We start from the raw sequence: 22,319 nt of genomic DNA on the forward strand, positions 1-22,319 counted from the left end.
ACCTCCTCGATCACGATGACCGTCGCCAGCGCGTCGGCCCCCGCACCGCCGTACGCCTCCGGCACGTGCACGGCGTGCAGGTCATTGGCGACCAGTGCCTCCAGCGCCTCCTGCGGGAAGCGCGCCTCCTCGTCCACCGCGGTGGCGAAGGGCGCGATCTTCGCCTCGGCGAGCGCACGCACCGACTCCCGGAGCATGTCGTGCTCCTCGGACGGCCGGTACAGATCGAAATCGGCGGTTCCCGCCAAGGTTTCTCACTCCCCTGAGAGCTGACTGAGCTAACTACCGTTAAGTAACCGGATACTCACCGGATTCTAGGGTGCGGGGAGCGTGACGGATACGTGAGGTTCCCGACAGACCAGGCCGGAGCCGGTGCGACGGCTGGATCCCGCCCCTCCGCGCGCGGCTATGCTCGGTCCGCGCAGTTTCCCGTACGCCCCCGTCATCCACCCCGCACCGCACCGGCGGCGCACCGCGCCGGCACCACCTGTCTGGAGCATCCATGCCCCTCAAGATCACCGTGATCGGCACCGGCTACCTCGGCGCCACCCACGCCGCGGCCATGGCCGAGCTGGGCTTCGAGGTGCTGGGGCTTGACGTGGTTCCCGAGAAGATCGAGATGCTGGGGCGCGGTGAGGTCCCGATGTACGAGCCGGGCCTGGAGGACCTGCTGCGCCGGCACGTCGCCGGGATCGCGGGCTCCACAGGACGGCTGCGCTTCACCACCTCCTACGAGGAGGCAGGGGCGTTCGGCGATGTGCACTTCGTCTGCGTGAACACCCCGCAGAAGCACGGCGAGTACGCCTGTGACATGTCTTACGTCGAGTCCGCGTTCACCTCGCTGGCGCCGCATCTGACCCGGCCGACGCTGGTCGTCGGCAAGTCCACGGTGCCGGTGGGCAGCGCCGCCCGGCTCGCCGAGCGGCTGGCCGCCCTGGCCCCGGCCGGCGAGGACGCCGAGCTGGCCTGGAACCCGGAGTTCCTCCGCGAGGGGTTCGCGGTCAAGGACACCCTGCACCCTGACCGGATCGTCGTGGGCGTGGCCAGTGAGCGGGCCGAGAATCTGCTGCGCGAGGTCTACTCGACGCCGGTGGGCGAAGGCTCGCCGTTCATCGTGATGGACTACCCGACCTCCGAGTTGGTGAAGACCTCCGCCAACTCCTTCCTGGCCACGAAGATCTCCTTCATCAACGCGATGGCGGAGGTCTGCGAGGCGGCCGACGGCGATGTGGTCAAGCTCGCCGAGGCCATCGGGCACGACGAGCGAATCGGCAAGAAGTTCCTGCGGGCCGGCATCGGCTTCGGCGGCGGCTGCCTGCCCAAGGACATCCGGGCGTTCATGGCGCGCGCGGGCGAGCTGGGCGCCGACCAGGCGCTGACGTTCCTGCGCGAGGTCGACTCGATCAACATGCGGCGCCGCGGCCACATGGTCGAGCTGACCCGCGACGCGGTGGGCGGCGCCTTCCTCGGCAAGCGGGTAGCCGTGCTGGGCGCCACCTTCAAGCCGGACTCCGACGACGTACGCGACTCCCCCGCGCTCAATGTCGCCGGCCAGATCCACCTCCAGGGCGGACAGGTCACGGTCTACGACCCCAAGGGCATGGAGAACGCCCGGCGGCTCTTCCCGACCCTGGGCTACGCGGACAGCGCGCTGGAGGCGGTGCGCGGCGCGGACGCCGTCCTGCACCTGACGGAGTGGCGCGAGTTCCGCGAGCTGGACCCGGCCGCGCTCGGCGAGGTCGTCACGGAGCGCCGCATCCTCGACGGACGCAACGCCCTGGACCCGCAGTTGTGGCGCAAGGCCGGCTGGACCTACCGCGCCCTGGGCCGTCCGCAGGCATAGACCTGACGCGGGCCGTGGGGTCCGCCGCCGCGCAGGGCCGGCGGCCCGCGTCTCAGGGCCCGGCCCGTCTGGCGCGGTAGGTCCGCATCTTCGCCCGGCTGCCGCAGACCGCCATCGTGCACCAGCGGCTGCGGCCGGCCGGGCTCCTGTCGTAGAAGACCCAGCGGCAGTCGTGGGCCTCGCATGCCTTGAGCCGGGGCCAGGTCCCGTCGGCGTCCGCCGTCGCGATACCCGCCGATATCAGGGCGATGAGCCGGGCGATGCCCTCAAGGCCGGGGGCCGGGCGCAACGCGACGCCACCGTCGGGTGCCATGGCCAGTACGAGCGGCGCGCGGGCCAGCAGCCGGTCCAGTGCCCGGGCCGCCTCCTCGGAAACCGCGTCGCGGACGGTGTGCGCGAGGCAGACGGCCCGCAGCGCTTCCCGCAGCTCCTGCAGCTCCGGTAGTGCCTCCGCCGCGCCGGTCACCGGTACGAGGTCCGGCGCGCCGTGCTCACTGAGGAACGCGACGAGACCGCCCTCGGCGGCGAGCGCGTCCGCGCCGGTTTCGATGTTCAGGGTGTTCACCAGGTCCTGCACCACTTGCAGGACATCCGGCGCTGAGCGGTCCGTCACCCTTGTCACGTTACCGGCATCGGCCCATCATGCAGTAACGGGAGTTACCGGTTGTACCGATCAGGAGGTAACGCATGGCTCTCATCGAACTCGGCGTCGTCGCACTGGACTGCCCCGATCCCGCGTCCCTCGCCGACTTCTACGCCGATGTGCTCGGCTGGCAGGCCGGCGGCGAGGGCGACTGGTACGAGGTCGCGGGACCGGCCGGCCGGCGGCTCGCCTTCCAGCAGGTGGAGAACTACCAGCCGCCCCGGTGGCCGGGCCAGGAGGTGCCGCAGCAGCTGCACCTCGATTTCGACGTGCGCGCCGCGGACATCGAGGAGGCCGAGCAGAAGGTCCTCGGACTGGGCGCGAAGCTCGTCTGGCACGACGAGGGAAAGCGCGATTTCCGGGTCTACCTCGACCCGGCCGGGCACCCCTTCTGCCTCTGCATGAAGTGAACCGCAACCATCGGCGGGCCGCGCGCGGCGGCCCGCCGATGACCCGTCAGCCTGCGGCCGCCGGGCCGTCCAGCTGGTCGATCGTCGCGTGGGACGGGCCGCGGGTGGCCTGCTCGGCGCGGGCGACGTCCTCGGCGGCGCGCAGGGTGCGCACCGCGTTCCGCCAGGTGAGCTTGGCCAGATCGGCCGCCGACCACCGGCGGTCGAACAGCTCGCCGATCAGCTGCGGATAGCCCGCCACATCGGCCAGGTCGCTCGGGGTGAAGGCGGTGCCGTCGTAGTCGCCGCCGAGACCGAGGTGGTCGATGCCGGCGACCTCGCGCATGTGGTCGAGGTGGTCGGCGACGTCCGAGGCGGTGGCCTGCGGCATCGGGTGGTCGGCCTGGAAGGCGCGCTGGACCCGCATCGCCTCGGGGGTGGTGTCCAGGTGGTGGAAACCGTGCGCCCGCATGTTCTCGTCCGCCCGCAGCACCCACTCGCCGACCGCGGGGACCACGAACTTCGGCACGAAGGTGGCCATCGCGACGCCGCCGTTGGCGGGCAGCCGTTCCAGGACGTCATCGGGGATGTTGCGCGGGTGGCCGCAGACGGCACGGGCCGAGGAGTGCGAGAAGATCACCGGCGCGGTGGTGACGCGGAGCGCGTCGCGCATCGTCTCGGCCGCGACATGGGAGAGGTCGACGAGCATGCCGAGCCGGTTCATCTCCCGGACGACCTCCTCGCCGAATGCGCTCAGACCGCCCGCCCGCGGCTCGTCCGTCGCCGAGTCTGCCCAGGCCAGCGAATCGTTGTGAGTGAGCGTCATATAGCGCACGCCCAGCTGGTGCAGCGCGCGCAGGGTGGCGAGCGAGCTGTTGATGGAATGGCCGCCCTCGGCGCCCATCAGGGAGGCGATGACACCGTCCGCGCGGGCGGCCTCCATGTCGTCCGCGGTCAGCGCGAGTCGCAGGTCGCCGGGGTAGCGGGCGACCAGCTGCCGCACCACGTCGATCTGTTCGAGGGTGGCGCTGACCGCCTTGTCGCCCTGGTAGTCGGAACGGACGTAGACCGACCAGAACTGCGCGCCGACGCCGCCGGTCCGCAGCCGGGGCAGGTCGGTGTGCAGATACTCCGACTGGTCGCCGGCGATGTCGCGCTGGTCGAGGTCGTAGCGCACCTGCTCGCGCAGCGCCCAGGGAAGGTCGTTGTGACCGTCGACGATGGGGAATTCCGCCAGGAGTCCGGTGACCCGCGGGTCGGGTGCGGCCTCGGCCATCACTTGCCCCCGAAGCCGAAACCGGCCGGTGAGGCGACCTTGTTGCGCAGCCTCTTGCCCTTCTCCGTCGCCTGGTCGTTCAGATCCTGCTGGAACTCCCGCATCCGGCCGAGGAGTTCACCGTCGTGCGCGGCGAGGATGCGGGCCGCGAGCAGCCCGGCGTTGCGGGCTCCGCCGACCGAGACCGTGGCGACCGGCACACCGGCCGGCATCTGCACGATGGACAGCAGCGAGTCCATGCCGTCGAGGTACTTCAGCGGGACGGGGACGCCGATGACCGGCAGCGGGGTGACCGAGGCGAGCATCCCGGGGAGGTGGGCCGCTCCCCCGGCGCCCGCGATGATCGCCTTCAGACCGCGGCCCGCGGCCTCCTCGCCGTACGCGATCATCTCGTGCGGCATGCGGTGCGCCGAGACGACGTCGACCTCGTAGGGGATCTCGAACTCGTCGAGGGCCTTGGCCGCGGCCTCCATGACGGGCCAGTCGGAGTCGGAGCCCATGACGATGCCGACGACGGGGCCGGCCGGGGCCCCGGTGTCGTCGGTGCGCGGTGCGGGGCGGTGGTCGGGCGTCGCGGCGTCGGTCATTCGGTGATCGTTCCTCGCAGGTAGCCGGCGGCGTGCGCGGCGCGCTCGCGCACGTCGGCCAGGTCGTCGCCGTAGGTGTTGACGTGACCGACCTTGCGGCCGGGCTTCACGTCCTTGCCGTACATGTGGATCTTCAACTGCGGATCGCGTGCCATGCAATGGAGATACGCGGTGTACATGTCCGGGTAGTCGCCGCCGAGGACGTTGGCCATCACCGTCCAGGTGGCGCGCGGACGCGGATCGCCGAGCGGCAGATCGAGCACGGCGCGGACGTGGTTGGCGAACTGCGAGGTGATCGCGCCGTCCTGGGTCCAGTGGCCGGAGTTGTGCGGCCGCATCGCGAGTTCGTTGACGAGGACCGCGGGCTCGCCGTCGGAGTCCCTGACCTCGAACAGCTCGACCGCGAGGTGGCCGATGACATCCAGCTCGTCCGCGATGCGCAGGGCCAGCTGCTGCGCCCGCGCGGAGAGCGCCTCGGACAGGTCGGGTGCCGGGGCGATGACCGTGTCGCAGACGCCGTTGACCTGGATGGACTCCACGACCGGATACGCGACGGCCTGGCCGTGCGGTGAGCGGACGACGTTGGCGGCCAGTTCCCGGACGAAGGGGACCTTTTCCTCCGCCAGGACGGGCACCCCGGCGCGGAACGGATCCGCCGCCTCCTTGGAGGATCGTACGATCCACACGCCCTTGCCGTCATAGCCCCCGCGGACGGTCTTGAGGACCACCGGGAAGCCCGCCCCCTCGGCCGCGAAACGCTCGACGTCCGCGGGGTCGGAGACGATGCGGTGCCTGGGGCAGGGAGCGCCGATCGAGTCGAGCTTCGCCCGCATCACCCCCTTGTCCTGGGCGTGCACCAACGCATCCGGGCCGGGGCGGACGGGGATGCCGTCCGCCTCCAGCGCCCGCAAGTGCTCGGTGGGCACGTGTTCGTGATCGAAGGTGATCACATCGCACCCCTTGGCGAAGGCGCGCAGCGTGTCCAGATCGCGATAGTCGCCGATGACGACATCGCTGACCACCTGGGCCGCCGAGTCCTGCGGGGTGTCACTGAGGAGCTTGAATCTGAGGCCGAGGGGGATGCCCGCCTCGTGGGTCATACGGGCGAGCTGACCGCCACCGACCATGCCGACTACCGGGAACGTCACGCTCCCCAGGGTATCCGCCCGAGGGGGCTGCCCCGCCCCCCCGCTTGGAGGATCGTCCAAGTTGACCGGTTCGACGATCTCCGCCTGAAGATCAACAAGGGCCGTTAGGCTCAGCGGGCAGGGGCTCGGGCAGGGCGAAGGGGAGGCCCGATGGGGAAGAGTGGCATATCGAGGAACCCCGGTGTGCTGGTGGTCATCGTCGCGCTCGCCGCGCTGCTGGTGGCGGTCCATTCGGTGCTCAGCCAGCTGTCCGGGCCGGAGGTCTACGACGATCGCAGCACCGAGATAGCCGTCGCCCCCGGCGAGCGTTTCGCCATACGGGTCACCGAGGACCCCGCCGACGGCTTCCGCTGGATCATCGCCGAGCCCCGTCCGGATCCGGCCGTTCTGAAGGCCGCGGGGGGACACTTCGACGCCGACGAGCCGCCGCCGTCCGGCAGCGGCGGCTCGCGCTACCTTGACTTCACCGCGGTCCGTGCCGGGCGTACTGACCTGCGGCTGCTGCGCTGCCGCGCCTGCGGCCCCGGCGCGGCCGACGAGGCCGGCGCCCGCACCCTGAACTACCGCGTCACCGTCCGCTGACGCACCGCCGCCGGCCCGCCCGCAGGTCCCGGGCGCCGGGGCGCCGGTGGGCGGCGGGCAGCGCCCGGCGGCGCTGGTTAGCATGAGGTGCGGACCAAGGACCGACCACCGCGGACATCCGCCCACGACGGGGAGCTGAACGATCACCATGAGTGAACGGAGCGCACTGCGGTCGCGGCTGGAGGCGCTCACCCGGGAGGTCGTGAAGTTCGGGGCCGTGGGCGGCGCGGGGGTCATCGTGAACTTCGCGGTGTTCAACCTCGTACGCCACCTGACCGAGGTGCCCGTCGTACGGGCCAGCATCGTGGCGACGGTGGTGGCGACCGGCACCAACTACCTCGGCTACCGCTACTTCACCTACCGCGACCGCGACAAGCGGGGCCGCACCAGGGAACTCTCGCTGTTCCTGCTGTTCAGCGTCGTGGGCCTGGTCATCGAGAACGGCATCCTCTACGCCGCGACGTACGGCTTCGACTGGGACACCCCGCTCCAGAGCAACGTCTTCAAGTTCCTCGGCATCGGCGTCGCCACGCTCTTCCGCTTCTGGTCCTACCGCTCCTGGGTCTTCCGCGCGCTGCCCGCGCGCACGGCCGTGGAGACCGCGGAGTCCTTCCTCGCCGACGGCTCGCAGCGACCGCGCAGCGCCACCCGCGACTAGCGGGCGGGGCGCCTCCCCGGTCCGCTCAGCCCTCGCCGCTCTCGGCCTCCCGGGCCAGGAACAGCGCGAAGATCGGCGGATACTGCTGGAGCAGCTCCAGCCGCCCGCCGTCGGCCTCCGCCAGATCCCGCGCGACGGCGAGCCCGAGGCCGGTGGAGTTGCGGCCCGAGACGGTCCGCTCGAAGACCCGCGAGCCCAGGTCCGGGGGCACCCCGGGCCCGGCGTCGGTGACCTCGACGACCGCCTGGTTGCCCGTCACCCGGATGCGCAGCGCGACCGTGCCGTCGCCGTGCATCAGCGAGTTCTCCACGAGGGTGGCAAGCACCTGCGCGACGGCGCCCGGCGTGCCGACCGCCCGCAGCCCCTTCTTGCCGGAGCGGACGATGACCCGCCCCGCACTGCGATAGGCCGGCCGCCACTCCTCGATCTGCTGCTTGACGACCTCGTCCAGGTCGAAGGCGACCGCAGAGCCGCTGCGCGGATCGCGGGAATTGGTCAGCAGCCGCTGGACGACGTCGGTGAGCCGTTCCACCTGGGCCAGCGCGATGGTGGCCTCTTCCTTCACGGTGTCCGGGTCGTCGGTGACGGTGATCTCCTCCAGCCGCATCGACAGCGCGGTCAGCGGCGTGCGCAGCTGGTGGGAGGCGTCGGCGGCCAGCCTGCGCTCGGCAGTCAGCATCCGGGCGATCCGCTCGGCGCTGGCGTCCAGCACATCCGCGACCCGGTCCAGCTCCTGCACCCCGTAGCGGCGGTGGCGCGGGCGCGGGTCACCGGAGCCGAGCCGTTCGGCGGTCTCGGCGAGGTCGGTGAGCGGTGCGGTCAGCCGGCGGGCCTGGCGGACGGCGAGGATGACGGCGGCGACGATGGCCAGCAGCGCGACGGCCAGGATGACCAGCAGGGTCCTGCCGATCTCCGCGCTGACGGTGGAGCGGGACTCCTGGACCGTGACGGACTCGCCGCGGTCCCCCCTGACCTCCGACTCGATGACGTCACCCGAGGGACGTTGCCCGATCTCGATCGCGGACCTGCCCGGCACCTGGATCCGGGCGTACCGCTTGGCCGTGATCTGCTCGGAGAGGATCTCCGGGGTGATCTTCTCCCCGCTGCCCAGCCGGCTCTCCACTATCCCCACGAGCCGGACCGCCTCGGACGCCACGCTCTCCTGCGCGCCCGCCTGGATGGTGCGGGTCTCGACGATGACGAGCGAGACGCCGAAGACGGCGATCACGACGAGCACCACGGCGAGCGTGGAGTTGATCAGGCGGCGGCGCACGGTGCCCTCCGGGCAGGAAATCGGCGGTTCTCTCTGCGCTTCCCACCCGACGGCAGGGGCGCGGGCGCCTCAGCTCTTCTCGAACCGGAAACCGACACCGCGCACGGTGGCGATGTAGCGCGGGTTGGCGGCGTCGTCACCGAGCTTCTTGCGGAGCCAGGAGATGTGCATGTCGAGCGTCTTCGTCGAGGACCACCAGGTGGTGTCCCAGACCTCGCGCATCAGCTGATCACGGGTGACGACCCGGCCGGCGTCCCGCACCAGGACCCGCAGCAGGTCGAACTCCTTCGCCGTGAGCTGGAGTTCCTCCTCGCCCATCCACGCGCGGTGGGACTCGACGTCGATGCGCACGCCGTGGGTGGCCGGCGGCTGCTGGGGCTCGGCGGTGGAGCCGCGGCGCAGCAGCGCACGTACGCGTGCGAGGAGTTCGGCGAGCCGGAAGGGCTTGGTGACGTAGTCGTCGGCGCCGGCGTCCAGTCCCACGACGGTGTCCACCTCGTCGGCGCGGGCGGTCAGCACCAGGATGGGGCAGGAGTGGCCTTCGTTGCGCAGCCGGCGGGCGACCTCCAGGCCGTCCATGCCGGGCAGGCCCAGGTCGAGAACGAGCAGGTCGATATTGCCCTGGAGACCGGCGTCGAGCGCCGTGGGGCCGTCCTCGCGCACCTCGACTTCGTAACCCTCGCGGCGCAGTGCGCGGGCGAGCGGCTCCGAGATGGACGCGTCATCCTCGGCGAGCAGTACACGGGTCATGGCCCGATGGTAGTCCGATGTATTGCGCCCCAGGGGCGGACCGGCGGGGAGCCGCAACGCAGGACCCTTCCTGACGCGGACGGCGACGGTGACCTGCGGACCCATGGACGGGGCCGGCCCGTCCGGTTCCCTCAGTCAGTGTGAGCGTTGTCTCACGGGCCCCATTGGTGGTCGAACCAGACGTATGGTGGCCGGACGTCCGTCGCACAACCTCGGGGCCCACGACTCCTACTGGTGTCGTCGGTCCCTGTTGTGTGCAGGGCTGGAACCACCAGCCCCGCTCACAGTGAGAGACCTCTCGACCGGGTCCGCCGCGCCAGCAGCACGGGGGGCGTGGACCCCGGTGCACGACGTCCTGCCGGCATCTCCTCGTGAGCGCCGAACCCCCGGACGTGGGGGCGGACATGTCTGCGCCGGTGCCGGTCACCCCCCACCCGGGCGCGTATCGGTGTCGAACGCGTCCCGAGAGAGCAAGGAACACCAATGGCGTCCAGCCTGACGAAGGACGCGGCCCAGCAGGGGAACCCTGCGAACGGCGGCAAAACCTTCTTCGGCCACCCCCGCGGTCTGGCCACTCTCTTCATGACCGAGATGTGGGAGCGCTTCAGCTTCTACGGCATGCGAGCCCTGCTCGTGGTCTACCTGATCTCCGGCGGCGCGGATGCCGAGAAGGGAGCCCAGGGCGGCGGTCTGGCCATGAACGTGGTCACCGCTTCGGCGATCTACGCGGTCTATCTCGCGATGGTCTACCTGCTCGCCCTGCCCGGCGGCTGGTTCGGCGACCGGGTCTGGGGACCGCGGAAGACCGTGGCCATCTCGGCGGGCATCATCATGGCCGGCCACCTGGCGCTTGCCGTCCCGGGCCAGGCGATGTTCTTCGTCGGCCTCGCGCTTGTCGCAGCGGGCTCGGGCCTGCTGAAGGCGAACATCTCGACGATGGTCGGCCACCTCTACGACGGTCCGCAGGACCCGCGTCGTGACGGCGGCTTCACCATCTTCTACATGGGCATCAACCTCGGTGCGTTCGCCGCTCCGCTGGTCATCGGCACCGTCGGTCAGAGCGTCAACTGGCACCTGGGCTTCGCGCTCGCGGCGCTCGGTATGGCCCTGGGCCTGGTGCAGTTCCTGATCGGCACCCGCCACCTGAGCCCGCAGAGCAGCGTCGTCCCGACCCCGCTCCGGGCCGAGGAGCGCGCCATGTGGCTGCGCAAGGGCCTGATCTGGATCGCCGTCGCTGCGGTCTTCTACGGCGCGGTCGTCATGTCCGGCCACTTCACCCTGAACTGGGCGCTGATCCCGATCACGCTGGCCGGCCTGATCATCCCGATCTCGGTGCTGGCGCGTATCAAGCGCGACAAGGAGCTCAGCGAGAGCGAGCAGACCAAGGTCAGCGGCTACATCTGGTTCTTCGTGGCCGCCGCCGTGTTCTGGATGATCTTCGACCAGGGCGGCTCGACGATGTCCGCCTTCGCCGAGAAGAACACCGCGGGCGAGGTCTTCGGGATGAGCTTCCCGTCCTCGTGGTTCCAGTCGGTGAACCCGCTGTGGGTCATGGCGCTGGCGCCGGTCCTCGCCTGGCTGTGGCTGTGGCTGGCGCGCGGGAACCGCGAGCCGAGCACCACGGTGAAGTTCGCGATGGCGATGGTCCTCATCGGCGCCTCGTTCTTCGTCTTCATCGTCCCGATGATGATGTCCGCGGGTGGCACGAAGGTCAGCCCGATGTGGCTGATCTCCATCTACATGATCCAGACCATCGGTGAGCTGTGCCTGTCCCCGGTCGGTCTGTCGGTGACCACCAAGCTGGCGCCGCAGAAGTACGCCAGCCAGATGCTGGGCGTCTGGTTCCTCGCCGTCACCGCGGGTGACTGCGTGACGGGCCTGCTGTCCATCGGCGGCGTGGACCTGAGCGGTTCGGTCGTGCTGGCGGTGGAGGCAGCACTGGCGGTGCTGGCCGGCTTCGCGGTGTACGCGTACCGCAAGAAGATCGTGGCGCTCATGGGCGACGTCCGCTAACGCCCCGCACCCGTGGAAAGGGCCCGGCACGCTGCTGCGTGCCGGGCCCTTCGCGTTCCTTTGCGTACGGTCCGTCCGGCCGGCAGGTGCCGCCGTACGGGCACGTCCGGTGCGGTTACCCCCGCAGCCGCCGCCACGGGGTGAACGTGAAGACCGCCCCGCCGAGCAGCATGACGGTGCCGGCGACGAGGCCGAGGGCGCGCAGGCTCCCCTGGCCGCTCGCACCCGTCTCCGCGAGGCCGCCGCTGCCCGCGCTTCCGCTGCCGCCCGAGGCGCTCGCCGGCCCTGCCGTGCCGCCGGACGCGGCCGCGCCGCCGGAGGAGCCGCCCGCGGTGCCGCCCGGCTGCGCGGTGGTGTCCAGTGCCAGTGAGACGCCCGGATCCTTCTCCGGGGTGCAGGTCGTGGTCGTCCCGAGGGCGTTGACGGTCAGGACGCCCGGGGTCAGCGTCGACTTCCCGGCCGCGCCCGGCTTGTACGTGCCCTTGAGGTCGGGGATCTCGATCGGCTGGCCGGACTTGATGGGCTCGGCGTTCGTCGGGCCCTCCACCTTGACCAAGCCCTTGTCCGCGCCGCCGACCGCGACCTCCATGGACGGTTTGACCGAATCCTTGGGGATGTCCGCCGGGCTGTCCATGACGGACTTGCCGAACTTCACCGTCAGGTCGTAGGCACCGCCCTTCTTCACGGCGTTGATCTGGACCGGTGAGGTGGCCTTCTTGTCACCGATGGGGGTCTTGCAGGCGTAGGGCACCTGCACTTCCTTGCCCTGGTACGCCGTGCCGTCGGGGTCGCCGCCGGAACCGCCGGAGCCGCCGGAGCCGCCCGCCGAACCGGCACTCGAGCCTCCGTCGTCGCCCCCGCCGGAGGCGCCGGAGGTGGTCCCGGTGGTGGTCCCGGTGGTGGTCCCCGAGGTGCCGGCCGTCGTACCGCCGTCCGCACCGCCCGCGGTGCCACCGCCCGTGGTCCCGCCCGTCCCGCCGCCGTCGGTCACCGTGATGGTGACCGCGGGCTTCACCTCCTCCTTGGGCGTGCACTTGGTGTCGGTGGAGATCGGCTTGTTGACGTTGATGTTGTAGAAGCCCGGCGTCAGCGTGACCTCGCCCGGCTTCTCCAGCTTGAGCTTGCCCGTCATGTCGGACAGCTTCATCGGGCTGTTCTTGGGGATCGGCGGGTTCTGCCGCGGCCCCTTCATCGCCAGCTCCCCTGCCTGCGCGCCCGCCACCTTGATGGTGCCGGTCGGCTGGACGGTGTCCGCCGCCAGGTCCAGGATGTCGGGGTTCTTCGACGCCCCCTCGATCGTCTTCCAGACCACCTCGATCTCGTCGCCGACCTTCGCGGTCGCGGGCGCGCTGACCGCCACCTTGGTGGTGCCCTCGATCGGCGGCAGCCCGGATATGGGCGGCGGCAGACACTCCGTCAGATACGCCACCTCCGCTGCCTGGGCGGGGCCGGCCGCGACCAGCACGCCCGCACCCGCGAGCATCAGTGCGGCCGCCGAGGCCACACCCGCTCTGCTCCGTTTCCTCATCACGCAGAACCTTTCGACGTCGGTCGTTCGGTTGATGTGGTGGTGGACGGTGCGGTGTCCGGGGCGAACCACGGCAGCGCGGCGGAGCGGTCCGGCCCGCCGCGTGGTGCCGGGGTTCTGTGGTCCTTCCTGCGGTACTTCCTGCCGTACTTCGTGCCGCGACGGATCGGGAACTTCCCGTCGCCGTGCGCCGCGGCCCGCGGCCGAGCAGGGGCCGTGCGGGCCGGGCGTACACGTTCCACGACCGCCATCCCGATACGGAACACGGCCGTCGGGACCACCAGGCACAGCAGCACCCAGAAGAGCGTCACGCCCCACGGCCTGCCGACCCCCCACGGCTGCTCGGCCAGGATCTTGCCGCCGTACTTGAGGGAGACCAGGTAGTCGCCGTGCGCGCCGGCGGCCAGCTCCACGGGCAGCGTGATCTCGGCCTTCCGCCCGGCGGGTACGGTCCCGCGCCACTGCTGCTCCTCCCACTCGGGCGCGAAGACGCCGTGCGAGGTACCGACCTGGAAGACCGGGTTCCGGGCCGCCGTCGGGCCGAGGTTGCCGACGGTGACGGTCAGCGTGCGCCGGGGCGGTGCGCCGAACCAGTTCAGCAGGCCGCTGCTGCCCGTCAGGCGTGGCGGGGCGAGCGCCGTCAGCCGTCCGCCGGAGCGCTCCTCGGGCAGCGGCGCGACGGGGTGCCCGGCCACGGCGAAGGCGGCGTCCGCGTCGGCCGCTGCGCCGGTCACCGTGGCCACGTGCACCACGCAGGGGCAGGGCTCGGGCGGTTCGGCGACCGGCAGGCTCCTGCGGAATGTCCCGTGGCTGTCGGTGGGGACGGCCCGTCCGTCACCGTTGGCGCAGGCGTTGGTGCCGCCGATCATGTTCTGTCCGCAGATCAGCAGGGTGAGCAGTGCCTTGGGACGCCAGCCGCTGCCGGTCACGGTGATCGTGCCGCCCTTGCCCGCCTCTTTGTCGGAGAGCCGGACGGAGGGGCGGTCGTCGGCCGCGGGGGCTCGGGCCACGGTGGGGGCGCCCACGGCCGAGGGGTGACCGGTGGCATTGGCCGTCGGGGGCAGCGTCACAAGCGCCGAGGCCGCGCACAGTGCGAGTGCACCCACGGCCCGGCGGAGCAGGCGACTGCGCAGGGCCCGGGCCGGTCCCGCGTGCTCCGCCGGGAGCTGCGCGGGCCTTCCCCGTCCGCGGTCCACCGAACGATCCGTTTCGCGGTTCACGAGCGCACTCCCGATCCCGGTCCCGATGCCGCACCGGCTCCCGTACTCGCCAATTCCCTTGCCCGGCCGCCCGCTTCAGCGGCGACGTCACCGCTGCCGCCCTCGCTCCCCCGGGTCCCACTGCCCGGCTGCGTCCGCCTCCGGCGCCGTCGCACCACCCAGCCGCAGCCCGCCGTCAGGGCGAGCGCCGCTCCGGCCGTCGCGGTCCACGGGACGGCCGTGTAGGTCGCCGCACCGGTGGCTCGTGCGCCGCCGCCCGCCGTCACGTCGAGGCGTACCTCCACCGCGTCCCACGCGGGCGGATCACGCCAGATCTCGGTGCGCGCGAGGCGCCGGCCGGGCAGCAGCTCGACCGGCAGGGTGCGTGCCGCACGGTGCAGTTCCGTCCCGAGGCGACCGTCCGCGCGCACCGCGAGCCGTGGCGTGAGCACCGTGTTTCCGCGGTTGACCAGCGTGTATCCGATGACCGCTGTGCTCCCCCGCCGGGTCACCGACACGTTCTCCACACTCAGCGCGGACAGCGCGGGCCCGGCCACCCGCAGATGGATCCGTACCGTCCTGTCCCGTCCGCCGCTCGTGGCGACGAGCGCCGCGGGATGGTCGCCGGGGAGCGCTTCGCGGGGCACGGTCACCGTGAACGGGACGCTCGCCCGGGTGCGTGCCGGGACCTCGACCCGCTCGGTGGCCGGTGCGATCCAGGACCCCGGACCGGGTCCGCGGTCGGGGCCGCGCACGGCCAGGTCCCCGCCGCCGGAGGAGCCGAGGGCCCTGCCATGGAGCCGGACGGTGACGGGCCGGTCGGTGGGGTTGCTGAGAGAGAGCCGGTCGGTCATGACGGTCCCCGGCGCGCCCTCCAGGTAGAAGAAGGGGCGGTCCTGCGCGCCGGGCCGGGCCCCGCTGCCGGGCGCGGGCGCAACGGACCAGCCCGTCGAGGACGGGGCGGCGGACGGCGCTGCGGCCGGTGCGGCAGGCGTCCGGGCGACGGCCGCGGCGGGGCACAGCAGCACGGCGGCGGTCGCGAGGGACGCGCCCGTGACCACTGCGCGGGTACGGAACGGCATCGGCGGCTCCTGGCGTACGGAGAGCGGGGTGCGGGTGTACTGGCGGACGGCGCCGCGGCGCTCGACTCAGGCGTACGGGTCCCGGGACGCGTCAGGCGCGCTGTTGACGGCGGGTCAGCCAGAGGACGCCGGCCGCGCCCGCCAGCAGCACGGTGCCGCCGAGAGTGCCCAGGGCCACGGCGGAGTCCGCGGGGCCGGTCTGCGGCAGCTCTCCACCGGATGAGCCCGTGGAGCCGCCACTCGCGCCACCGCTGCCGCCGGAGCCCTTGACGTCCAGGCTGAGCGAGGGCTCGGGGCTGTTGCTCGGCGTACAGGTGGTGGTGGTGCCGAGGGCCTTGATGGTGAGCGTGGAGGCGGTGAAGGTGACCTTGCCGCTGCCCTTCGGCGTATAGGTGCCGCTCAAGTCGCTGATCTTGATGGGGGTGTTGGCCGGAATGGCCTTGTCGTTGGCGGGCCCCGAGACCGGGACCGTGCCGCTCTCCGCACCGCCCAGCTTGATCAGCGCGCTCGGCTTCATCGCGCCCTTGCCCAGCTCGACCGGGCTGGAGGAGACCCCCTTCTGGAAGGACATGACGAGCTTGTACGCGCTGCCGCTCGGGGTGCCCTTGATGTCGATGGGCGAGACCGCGCCCTTGTTGCCTATCGGCGTTTTGCACTGGTAGTTGACGTCGACGACCTCGGCGTGCGCGGCCGGCGCGGTGAGCATCACCGCGGACCCCGCCGTCAGGGCCACGGCGGCGGCCAGGCCGGCCGTCCGGCGCGGGCGGCCGCGGTGCTGTGCGTGGAAGCGGGCCACTGTGAGTTCCCCTTCTCCCGGAGAGCGCGCCGTCGGATTTACTGACGACACATCAGATTGGGCGCTCAAGGTACGCCGGGGACCTTGTCGAGGGAAGGCACAGCGCAGCCCCGATCCGGGCGGACACACGGCGGCGGGGGGATTCGGGTCCGAACACGCCAAAGCGCGGGCCCGCAGGCCCGCTCTTCACTCTCCGGTTCGCGCCCTGTCAGGCAGCGGGTCCGGCGAGCTCCGCCCAGACCGTCTTGCCCGCGCCCGTGGGGTTGCGTACGACGCCCCAGTCCAGGCACAGCCGCTGCACGATGAACATGCCGTGACCCCCCGGTCGCCCCGGACGGTGCGGACTGCGGGGCTCGGGCGAGCCCGCGCCGAGGTCGCTGACCTCCAGCCGCAGCATCTTCGGGGTGCAGCGCAGCCGCAGCTCCTCGGGCCCTTCGGCGTGCAGGCAGGCGTTGGTGACCAGCTCCGAGACGACCAGCAGCACGTCCTCGGCGGCGGCCCGTTGATCGGCGTTGGCGGCCGGAAGCCAGCCCCAGTCGTGCAGCGCCTGCCGGGCGAAGTCGCGGCCACGCGCCACGGCCCCTCGGGTGCCCGCTAGACGCAGCCGACGGACCTGACCCACCGGGGCGGCGGCCGGGGCAGAGGCGCCGGCGCCACCCGCTTCCGGGCCGAGATCGCCCGGCGGGTACGGCCGGGTGGTGCTCATCAGCGCTTCACCTCACCGATTCGCCTGTTCACGGAAAACAGAAACTGACTGATTCAACGGATTCAGATGTCTCCTGCCCGACCGGACCGTGAGAACACCCACTTCTTGGGTACGGAAGTTGTGACACGGACTACGTGCCCGGAACGCAACCTTCCGGACACCCCCGCCACGGTCAGTCGGACAGGGCCGAGTCGAGCGTGTCGTGCACGGTGAAGACCGCGTCCGCGCCCGTGATCTCGAAGACCCGGGCGACCACCGGCTGCATCCCCACCAGGTGCACACCCCCACCGGCGGCCTCCGCCTTCAGGCGGGCGCCCAGCAGCACGTTGAGCCCCGTGGAGTCCATGAACTCGAGGGGTGAGCAATCGATCACCAGGCGTGCGTAGCCGTCGTCCACGCAGCCCTCCAGTGACTCACGCAACAGATCTGCGGTGTGGTGATCAAGCTCACCCGCGACGGTCACGACCGCGCTGGCGCCGTCATGCCGGATCACGACGTGCAGCCGGCCCCGGCTTGCACTGTCGACCGTCCCGCGGTCCATGCGAGCGCACCTCTCTTGCTGTCTCGGCGATGGGTTTGCGTTTTACGACTGAACTCGTCGAACCCTACGCCCTCACCGGACGCGCGGGTAGCCGAACAATCCTCATATAGCGCGAAATACGGGCAACACGCACTTGCCATCTTCAGGTAAACCCAGGTAGGCAAGAACAGTCACGTTCGAAACGGCCGGCTTTGGAGGCGCCGCACACCCACGCTCACGTAGAGCCATCGGCAGCCATATGCCGAGAACCATGGAGGACACCATGTCACCCCGGATCGACGAACTGCGCACCGAAGACACCCGGCAGAACGCGTCGTCGACACCCCCGTCCGACCCGACCGGTCAGATCCCTTCCCAGCCGATGCCCGCCGAATCAGAACTGGCGGAAATTGCTGAGATCGAGGGTCTGCCCGAGATCCCGCCGTACGACGAGGTGGGTCCGGTGGACGCGAGGGCACTGTCCAAGACCCTCTTCGAGCGGCTGGAGTCGCTGGAGGAAGGCACGCACGAATTCGCGTACGTCCGCAACACCCTGGTCGAGCTCAACCTCGCCCTGGTGAAGTTCGCGGCCTCCCGGTTCCGCTCCCGCAGCGAGCCCATGGAGGACATCGTCCAGGTCGGCACGATCGGCCTGATCAAGGCGATAGACCGCTTCGAGCTCAGCCGTGGCGTCGAGTTCCCGACGTTCGCGATGCCGACCATCGTCGGCGAGATCAAGCGCTTCTTCCGCGACACCAGCTGGTCGGTGCGCGTACCGAGGCGCCTGCAGGAACTCCGTCTGGACCTCGCCAAGGCGGGCGACGAGCTGGCACAGAAGCTCGACCGCGCCCCCACGGTCCAGGAGCTCGCCGACCGCCTGGGCATCACCCGGGACGAGGTCGTCGAGGGCATGGCCGCGAGCAACGCGTACACCGCGAGCTCGCTGGACGCCCAGCCCGAGGAGGACGACAACGAAGGCGCACTGGCGGACCGCATCGGCTACGACGACCACGGTCTCGAGGGCATCGAGTACGTGGAGTCCCTCAAGCCGCTGATCGCCGAGCTGCCGCCGCGCGATCGCAAGATCCTCTCGCTGCGCTTCGTCGCCAACATGACGCAGTCGGAGATCGGCGAGGAGCTGAACATCTCGCAGATGCACGTCTCCCGCCTGCTGTCCCGCACGCTGGGACGGCTCCGCAAGGGGCTGATGATCGAGGAGTGAGGGTCCGCGGTCACTGCCGGTCCGCCGACCGACAGCCGCCCGCGCAGAGGAGGGCCTGTCCCGAGCGGTACTCGGGACGGGCCCTCCTCTGCTGCTCGGGGCCCGCCGGACAGCCTCCGGGCACGGCCGGGCGACACGCGGAAGTATGGCGACATGGGAGGGCCCCGGGGCTGCCGAGCAGCCTCCGGGGCCGTGGGTGAGCGTCTCGCGCGCTGCGGGGCCCGTGGACCGTATGGGAAGCCCGCACCGCCCTTCGCGGCCGTGAGAGCCGCTCAGAGCGTGCCGCGGTCGCGCGGCGGCGTCCCTCGCGCCTAGACGCGGACTCCCTTGTGCCAGACGTCCGAGACGAGCGGTACCCCGGGCCGGTAGGCGAGGTGGACGTGGGAGGGCGCGTCCAGCAGGGCGAGGTCGGCGCGGGCGCCTGGGGTGATCCGGCCCACGTCCGTACGGCGCAGAGCGCGGGCACCGCCCTCGGTCGCCGACCACAGGGCCTCGTCGGGGGTCATGCCCATGTCCCTAACGGCCAGCGCGATGCAGAACGCCATGGAGCTGGTGAAGGACGAGCCGGGGTTGCAGTCGGTGGACAGCGCGACGGTGGCGCCCGCGTCGAGCAGCGGACGCGCGTCGGGCCACTGCGCGCGGGTGGAGAACTCGGCGCCCGGCAGGAGAGTGGCGACCGTCTCGGACTGTGCGAGGGCGTCGATGTCCGCGGACGTGAGATGGGTGCAGTGGTCGGCGGAGGCCGCGCCCAGTTCGACGGCGAGCTGTACGCCGGGGCCGTGCCCGAGCTGGTTGGCGTGCACACGCGGCAGCAGGCCCCTGGCCTTGCCCGCGGTGAGGATGGCGCGCGCCTGGTCGCCGTCGAAGGCGCCCTTCTCGCAGAAGACGTCGACCCAGCGGGCGTGCGGGGCGCAGGCGTCCAGCATCGGGCCGGTGACGAGGTCGACGTAGGCCGCCGGGTCGTCGGCGTGCTCGGGCGGCACGATGTGGGCGCCGAGGAAGGTGACCTCGTCGGTGTGCGCCGCGGCGATGCGCAGCGCCCTGGCCTCGTCCTCGACGGTGAGCCCGTAGCCGGACTTGGTCTCCTGGGTGGTGGTGCCCTGGCGGAGCCCCTCGGCGAGGTAGCGGGCGACGTTGGCGTGCAGGGCCTCGTCGGTGGCGGCACGGGTGGCCGCGACGGTGGTGCGGATGCCGCCGGCGGAGTAGGGGCGCCCGGACATCCGGGCGTTGAACTCCGCGGTGCGGTCGCCGCCGAAGACGAGGTGGGAGTGGGAGTCGACGAAGCCGGGGATGCCCGCGCGGCCGGCCGCGTCGACGGCGCTGTCGGTGGCGGGTGCTTTGCTGGTCGTACCGACCCAGGCGATGCGGTCACCGTCGATGACGACGGCCGCGTCCTGGATCAGGCCGAGGGGGCCTTCACCTAGGGAGGGGTCGTTGGTGACCAGCTGGGCGATGTGGGTGATGGCCGTGGTCGGCGTGGAGTTCGTCGTCATCGCGGGGGTGTTCTCCTTCAGCGGCGGGGGGCGCGTCAGCCGCTCACTGCGGCGATGGATGCGGCGAGGGCGGCGGGCACGTCGGGCAGCAGCGTGTGCACACCGTCCCGGACGATCTGCCTTCCGCCGACGACCGTGTGCCGTACGTCCGCCGCGGAGGCGGCGAATACTGCCGTCTCGGCGCCGAGTCGGGGCGGCGGTCCGGCGGTGCGTACGGAGTCCAGCGCGATCGTGGTGAGGTCGGCGAGCGCGCCGGTCTCGATGGCGCCCGCGTCGTCCCAGCCCAGGGCGGCGTGGCCGTCGGCGGTCGCGGCGCGCAGCAGCGCGGCGGCCGTCCAGTGCCCCCGGGTGCGGCTGCGCAGCCGCTCGTCGAGCTCCATCGCGCGGGCCTCTTCGAGCAGGTCGATGACGGCGTGGCTGTCGCTGCCGAGGGAGAGCGGGCTGCCGTGGCCCTGGAGCCGGGTGGCCGGGCCGATGCCGTCGGCGAGGTCGCGTTCGGTGGTCGGGCACATGCACACGCCGGTACCGGCCCCGCCGAGCAGGGCGATGTCCTCGTCGGTGAGGTGGGTGGCGTGCACGGCCGTGGTGCGTGGGCCCAGGGCGCCGTGGTCGGCGAGCAGTCGGGTGGGGGTGCGGCCGTGCGCCTCGTGGCAGGCGTCGTTCTCCGCGGTCTGCTCGGAGAGGTGGACGTGCAGGGGCGCCCGCCGCTCCTGCGCCCAGTGGGCGACGGTGCTCAGCTGGTCGGCGGGGACGGCCCGCACGGAGTGGATGGCGGCGCCGATCCGGGCGTGTTCGCGGCCGTCCTTGAGCGCGTCGGCGCGCTGGGCCCAGGCGTCGGCGGTGCCGTCGGAGAAGCGCAGTTGGTGCTGCTCGGGCGGGGCACCGAAGCCGGCGGAGAGATAGGCGGTGTCGAGGAGGGTGATGCGGATGCCGGCGTCGGCGGCCGCGGCGATCAGTGCCTCCCCCATCGCGTTGGGGTCGTCGTAGCGGGTGCCGCCCGGTGCGTGGTGGAGGTAGTGGAATTCGCCGACGCAGGTGATGCCGGCCAGCGCCATCTCGGCGTAGACGGCGCGCGCGAGGGCGTAGTAGCTGTCCGGGGTGAGGCGCGCGGCGACCTTGTACATCACCTCGCGCCAGGTCCAGAAGGTGCCGGAGCCCACCTGCACGGTGCCGCGCAGGGCGCGGTGGAAGGCGTGGCTGTGGGCGTTGGCGAGGCCGGGCAGGGTCAGACCGCGCAGCGTGACGGCGCCGGGCGGCGGGGCGTCGGCGCCGGTGCGTACGGCCGCGATGCGCCCGTCCCGCACGTCCACGGTGACGCCCGGCTCGACATGCGTGCCGAGCCAGGCGTGTTCGAGCCAGTACGTCGTCGGTGTTGCCTGCGGCGTCAGCGGCACGCCAGCCCCTCCAGTACGTCGGCGAGTGCGGTGACCCCGGTGACGCAGTCGTCCTCCTCCGCCGCTTCGGCGGGTGAGTGCGAGACGCCGGTGGGGTTGCGGACGAACAGCATGGCGGTGGGGACGGTTCCGGACAAAATACCGGCGTCGTGGCCCGCGCCGGTGCCGAGCACGGGCAGCGGGCGATCCCCCGTCTTGCCCAGGATCGCGGCCAGCTCGTCCCGCAGGGCGTGCTGGAACTCCACGACGGGGGTGAACGACTCGCGCACGACGCGGAGTTCCACGCCGTCGCGGGCCGCACGCTCCGCCGCCGCCGCTTCGATCCCGGCGATGACGGTGTCCAGGGTCTCCTGGTCGGCGGCGCGGGAGTCCAGCCAGCCGCGGACGAGCGAGGGGATGGCGTTGACCCCGTTCGGCTCCACGCTGATCTTCCCGAAGGTTGCCAGGGCGCCGGCCAGCCGCGCCTGCTCCCGGGCGGCGAGCACGGTCGCGGCGTAGCTGAGCATCGGGTCGCGCCGGTCGTCGAGGCGGGTGGTGCCGGCGTGGTTGGCCTCGCCGTGGAAGTCGAACCGCCAGCGGCCGTGCGGCCAGATGGCGGAGGCGATGCCGACCGGGTCACCGGAGAGGTCCAGGGCCCGGCCCTGCTCGACGTGGAGCTCGACGAACGCGCCGATACGGGCGAGCCGTTCGGGGTCCGGGCCGATGGCCTCCGGGTCGTATCCGGCTCGCTCCATGGCCTGCGGCAGGGTGATGCCGTCGCCGTCGCGCAGCTGCTGCGCCGCCTCGGCGGTCAGGGCCCCGGCCGCCAGCCGGGAGCCGACGCAGGCCAGTCCGAAGCGGGCGCCTTCCTCGTCGCCGAAGTTGACGATCGCCAGCGGCTTGGTGAAGTCCGCTCCTCTGCCGCGGAGTTCGTCCAGTGCCGCGAAGGAGGAGACGACGCCCAGCGGCCCGTCGAAGGCGCCGCCGTCGGGTACGGAGTCCAGATGGGAGCCGGTGACGACGGCGTCTCCGGGGGCCACGTCCCGGTAGGTCGTCGCACCGAGCCACGCCCACTGGTTGCCGTTGCGGTCCAGCTCGTAGGCCAGCCCGCGGGCCTCGGCCTGCGCCCGGAACCACGCGCGGCAGTCGGTGTCCGCGCCGGTCCAGGCGTAGCGGCGGTAGCCCCCGGAGGCGGAGCTGCGGCCGATGGGCCGCAGCTCCTGCCACATCTCGTGGAA

22 protein-coding genes are annotated in these 22,319 nt (G+C 71.8%); 6 read left to right on the forward strand and 16 right to left on the reverse strand.

Going from position 1 to position 22,319, the window contains the following annotated elements; translation table 11 throughout:
• The coding region (locus ACGFZW_RS08910) for an acyl-CoA dehydrogenase family protein (RefSeq protein ID WP_393892388.1) at positions 1-248 on the reverse strand (248 nt) is incomplete at its 3' end.
• A gap of 254 nt (positions 249-502) precedes the next feature.
• Between ACGFZW_RS08910 and ACGFZW_RS08915 the strand changes: the two genes are divergently transcribed.
• The gene (locus ACGFZW_RS08915; protein ID WP_393892389.1) at positions 503-1,843 is read left to right on the forward strand and encodes a UDP-glucose dehydrogenase family protein; all 1,341 of its coding nucleotides are present in this window, start codon (positions 503-505) and stop codon (positions 1,841-1,843) included.
• A gap of 52 nt (positions 1,844-1,895) precedes the next feature.
• Here the strand turns inward: ACGFZW_RS08915 and ACGFZW_RS08920 are convergent, their stop codons facing one another.
• Positions 1,896-2,456, reverse strand: coding sequence for a CGNR zinc finger domain-containing protein (locus ACGFZW_RS08920; protein WP_393892390.1), 561 nt, complete (start codon positions 2,454-2,456; stop codon positions 1,896-1,898).
• Between the two features lie 74 nt (positions 2,457-2,530).
• On the opposite strand from ACGFZW_RS08920, the gene ACGFZW_RS08925 reads away from it, so the two are divergent.
• Positions 2,531-2,896 carry a VOC family protein gene (locus ACGFZW_RS08925; protein ID WP_393892391.1) on the forward strand — a complete coding sequence of 122 codons (366 nt, stop codon included), beginning with the start codon at positions 2,531-2,533 and terminating at the stop codon, positions 2,894-2,896.
• A 46-nt stretch (positions 2,897-2,942) separates the two neighbouring features.
• On the opposite strand, the gene ACGFZW_RS08930 is transcribed toward ACGFZW_RS08925, so the two are convergent.
• The 3 genes from ACGFZW_RS08930 to ACGFZW_RS08940 all read right to left on the reverse strand — a co-directional run bounded on the left by ACGFZW_RS08930 (position 2,943) and on the right by ACGFZW_RS08940 (position 5,886).
• On the reverse strand, positions 2,943-4,151 hold the full coding sequence (locus ACGFZW_RS08930; protein WP_393892392.1) for a dipeptidase: 1,209 nt from the start codon (positions 4,149-4,151) through the stop codon (positions 2,943-2,945).
• Positions 4,151-4,651: a 5-(carboxyamino)imidazole ribonucleotide mutase gene (gene purE / locus ACGFZW_RS08935; protein WP_393892812.1), complete on the reverse strand. Its 501-nt coding sequence runs from the start codon at positions 4,649-4,651 to the stop codon at positions 4,151-4,153. The genes ACGFZW_RS08930 and purE overlap by 1 nt, the downstream gene beginning before the upstream one ends.
• Positions 4,652-4,734: 83 nt before the next feature.
• Positions 4,735-5,886 (reverse strand): 5-(carboxyamino)imidazole ribonucleotide synthase, encoded by a 1,152-nt coding sequence (locus ACGFZW_RS08940; protein WP_393892393.1) that lies wholly within the window; start codon positions 5,884-5,886, stop codon positions 4,735-4,737.
• A 150-nt stretch (positions 5,887-6,036) separates the two neighbouring features.
• On the opposite strand from ACGFZW_RS08940, the gene ACGFZW_RS08945 reads away from it, so the two are divergent.
• Positions 6,037-6,468, forward strand: coding sequence for a protease inhibitor I42 family protein (locus ACGFZW_RS08945; protein ID WP_393892394.1), 432 nt, complete (start codon positions 6,037-6,039; stop codon positions 6,466-6,468).
• 148 nt (positions 6,469-6,616) lie between these two features.
• Positions 6,617-7,126, forward strand: a complete 510-nt coding sequence (locus tag ACGFZW_RS08950) for a GtrA family protein (RefSeq protein WP_393892395.1) — start codon at positions 6,617-6,619, stop codon at positions 7,124-7,126.
• 25 nt (positions 7,127-7,151) lie between these two features.
• On the opposite strand, the gene ACGFZW_RS08955 is transcribed toward ACGFZW_RS08950, so the two are convergent.
• Together ACGFZW_RS08955 and ACGFZW_RS08960 are read right to left on the reverse strand one after the other, a co-directional pair.
• Entirely contained in the window at positions 7,152-8,399 is a 1,248-nt protein-coding gene (locus ACGFZW_RS08955; protein ID WP_393892396.1) for an ATP-binding protein, read from the reverse strand.
• A 69-nt stretch (positions 8,400-8,468) separates the two neighbouring features.
• The gene (locus ACGFZW_RS08960) at positions 8,469-9,149 is read right to left on the reverse strand and encodes a response regulator transcription factor (protein ID WP_393892397.1); all 681 of its coding nucleotides are present in this window, start codon (positions 9,147-9,149) and stop codon (positions 8,469-8,471) included.
• 483 nt (positions 9,150-9,632) lie between these two features.
• Here ACGFZW_RS08960 and ACGFZW_RS08965 point away from each other — a divergent pair, with 483 nt between their 5' ends.
• On the forward strand, positions 9,633-11,162 hold the full coding sequence (locus tag ACGFZW_RS08965; protein ID WP_393892398.1) for a peptide MFS transporter: 1,530 nt from the start codon (positions 9,633-9,635) through the stop codon (positions 11,160-11,162).
• A gap of 115 nt (positions 11,163-11,277) precedes the next feature.
• On the opposite strand, the gene ACGFZW_RS08970 is transcribed toward ACGFZW_RS08965, so the two are convergent.
• The 6 genes from ACGFZW_RS08970 to ACGFZW_RS08995 all read right to left on the reverse strand — a co-directional run bounded on the left by ACGFZW_RS08970 (position 11,278) and on the right by ACGFZW_RS08995 (position 17,014).
• A complete protein-coding gene (locus ACGFZW_RS08970; protein ID WP_393892399.1) occupies positions 11,278-12,690 on the reverse strand; it encodes a hypothetical protein in 1,413 nt (470 codons plus the stop codon).
• Complete coding sequence (locus ACGFZW_RS08975) at positions 12,690-13,760, reverse strand: hypothetical protein (RefSeq protein WP_393892813.1); 1,071 nt, start codon at positions 13,758-13,760, stop codon at positions 12,690-12,692. Before ACGFZW_RS08975 ends, ACGFZW_RS08970 begins: the two co-directional genes overlap by 1 nt.
• Before the next feature lie 146 nt (positions 13,761-13,906).
• Positions 13,907-14,971: a hypothetical protein gene (locus ACGFZW_RS08980; RefSeq protein WP_393892400.1), complete on the reverse strand. Its 1,065-nt coding sequence runs from the start codon at positions 14,969-14,971 to the stop codon at positions 13,907-13,909.
• Positions 14,972-15,062: 91 nt separating this feature from the next.
• Positions 15,063-15,767, reverse strand: coding sequence for an LPXTG cell wall anchor domain-containing protein (locus ACGFZW_RS08985; RefSeq protein WP_393892401.1), 705 nt, complete (start codon positions 15,765-15,767; stop codon positions 15,063-15,065).
• Between the two features lie 208 nt (positions 15,768-15,975).
• Positions 15,976-16,473 carry an ATP-binding protein gene (locus ACGFZW_RS08990; protein WP_393892402.1) on the reverse strand — a complete coding sequence of 166 codons (498 nt, stop codon included), beginning with the start codon at positions 16,471-16,473 and terminating at the stop codon, positions 15,976-15,978.
• 172 nt (positions 16,474-16,645) lie between these two features.
• A complete protein-coding gene (locus ACGFZW_RS08995) occupies positions 16,646-17,014 on the reverse strand; it encodes an STAS domain-containing protein (protein ID WP_393892403.1) in 369 nt (122 codons plus the stop codon).
• A gap of 361 nt (positions 17,015-17,375) precedes the next feature.
• Here ACGFZW_RS08995 and ACGFZW_RS09000 point away from each other — a divergent pair, with 361 nt between their 5' ends.
• A complete protein-coding gene (locus ACGFZW_RS09000; protein ID WP_393892814.1) occupies positions 17,376-18,215 on the forward strand; it encodes an RNA polymerase sigma factor SigF in 840 nt (279 codons plus the stop codon).
• A gap of 311 nt (positions 18,216-18,526) precedes the next feature.
• Here the strand turns inward: ACGFZW_RS09000 and hutI are convergent, their stop codons facing one another.
• From hutI to ACGFZW_RS09015, 3 genes are read right to left on the reverse strand one after another with little or no spacing between them, the layout of a single operon-like run.
• Complete coding sequence (gene hutI / locus ACGFZW_RS09005) at positions 18,527-19,708, reverse strand: imidazolonepropionase (protein WP_393892404.1); 1,182 nt, start codon at positions 19,706-19,708, stop codon at positions 18,527-18,529.
• A gap of 35 nt (positions 19,709-19,743) precedes the next feature.
• Positions 19,744-21,102 (reverse strand): formimidoylglutamate deiminase, encoded by a 1,359-nt coding sequence (locus ACGFZW_RS09010; RefSeq protein WP_393892405.1) that lies wholly within the window; start codon positions 21,100-21,102, stop codon positions 19,744-19,746.
• Positions 21,093-22,310, reverse strand: coding sequence for an allantoate amidohydrolase (locus ACGFZW_RS09015; RefSeq protein WP_393892815.1), 1,218 nt, complete (start codon positions 22,308-22,310; stop codon positions 21,093-21,095). Before ACGFZW_RS09015 ends, ACGFZW_RS09010 begins: the two co-directional genes overlap by 10 nt.
• Positions 22,311-22,319 lie beyond the last annotated feature (9 nt).

The organism is Streptomyces sp. NPDC048248 (assembly GCF_043201875.1).
In the GTDB taxonomy this organism is placed as follows: Bacteria; Actinomycetota; Actinomycetes; order Streptomycetales; family Streptomycetaceae; genus Streptomyces.

Bases quoted from the DNA above. Each gene is read 5' to 3' on its own strand.
- ACGFZW_RS08915 (WP_393892389.1), top strand. From the start codon at position 503: ATGCCCCTCAAGATCACCGTGATCGGCACCGGCTACCTCGGCGCCACC.
- ACGFZW_RS08925 (WP_393892391.1), top strand. From the start codon at position 2,531: ATGGCTCTCATCGAACTCGGCGTCGTCGCACTGGACTGCCCCGATCCC.
- ACGFZW_RS08930 (WP_393892392.1), bottom strand. From the start codon at position 4,151: ATGGCCGAGGCCGCACCCGACCCGCGGGTCACCGGACTCCTGGCGGAA.
- purE (WP_393892812.1), bottom strand. From the start codon at position 4,651: ATGGGCTCCGACTCCGACTGGCCCGTCATGGAGGCCGCGGCCAAGGCC.
- ACGFZW_RS08945 (WP_393892394.1), top strand. From the start codon at position 6,037: ATGGGGAAGAGTGGCATATCGAGGAACCCCGGTGTGCTGGTGGTCATC.
- ACGFZW_RS08950 (WP_393892395.1), top strand. From the start codon at position 6,617: ATGAGTGAACGGAGCGCACTGCGGTCGCGGCTGGAGGCGCTCACCCGG.
- ACGFZW_RS08960 (WP_393892397.1), bottom strand. From the start codon at position 9,149: ATGACCCGTGTACTGCTCGCCGAGGATGACGCGTCCATCTCGGAGCCG.
- ACGFZW_RS08965 (WP_393892398.1), top strand. From the start codon at position 9,633: ATGGCGTCCAGCCTGACGAAGGACGCGGCCCAGCAGGGGAACCCTGCG.
- ACGFZW_RS08970 (WP_393892399.1), bottom strand. From the start codon at position 12,690: ATGAGGAAACGGAGCAGAGCGGGTGTGGCCTCGGCGGCCGCACTGATG.
- ACGFZW_RS08980 (WP_393892400.1), bottom strand. From the start codon at position 14,971: ATGCCGTTCCGTACCCGCGCAGTGGTCACGGGCGCGTCCCTCGCGACC.
- ACGFZW_RS08990 (WP_393892402.1), bottom strand. From the start codon at position 16,473: ATGAGCACCACCCGGCCGTACCCGCCGGGCGATCTCGGCCCGGAAGCG.
- ACGFZW_RS08995 (WP_393892403.1), bottom strand. From the start codon at position 17,014: ATGGACCGCGGGACGGTCGACAGTGCAAGCCGGGGCCGGCTGCACGTC.
- ACGFZW_RS09000 (WP_393892814.1), top strand. From the start codon at position 17,376: ATGCCCGCCGAATCAGAACTGGCGGAAATTGCTGAGATCGAGGGTCTG.
- hutI (WP_393892404.1), bottom strand. From the start codon at position 19,708: ATGACGACGAACTCCACGCCGACCACGGCCATCACCCACATCGCCCAG.
- ACGFZW_RS09015 (WP_393892815.1), bottom strand. From the start codon at position 22,310: ATGTGGCAGGAGCTGCGGCCCATCGGCCGCAGCTCCGCCTCCGGGGGC.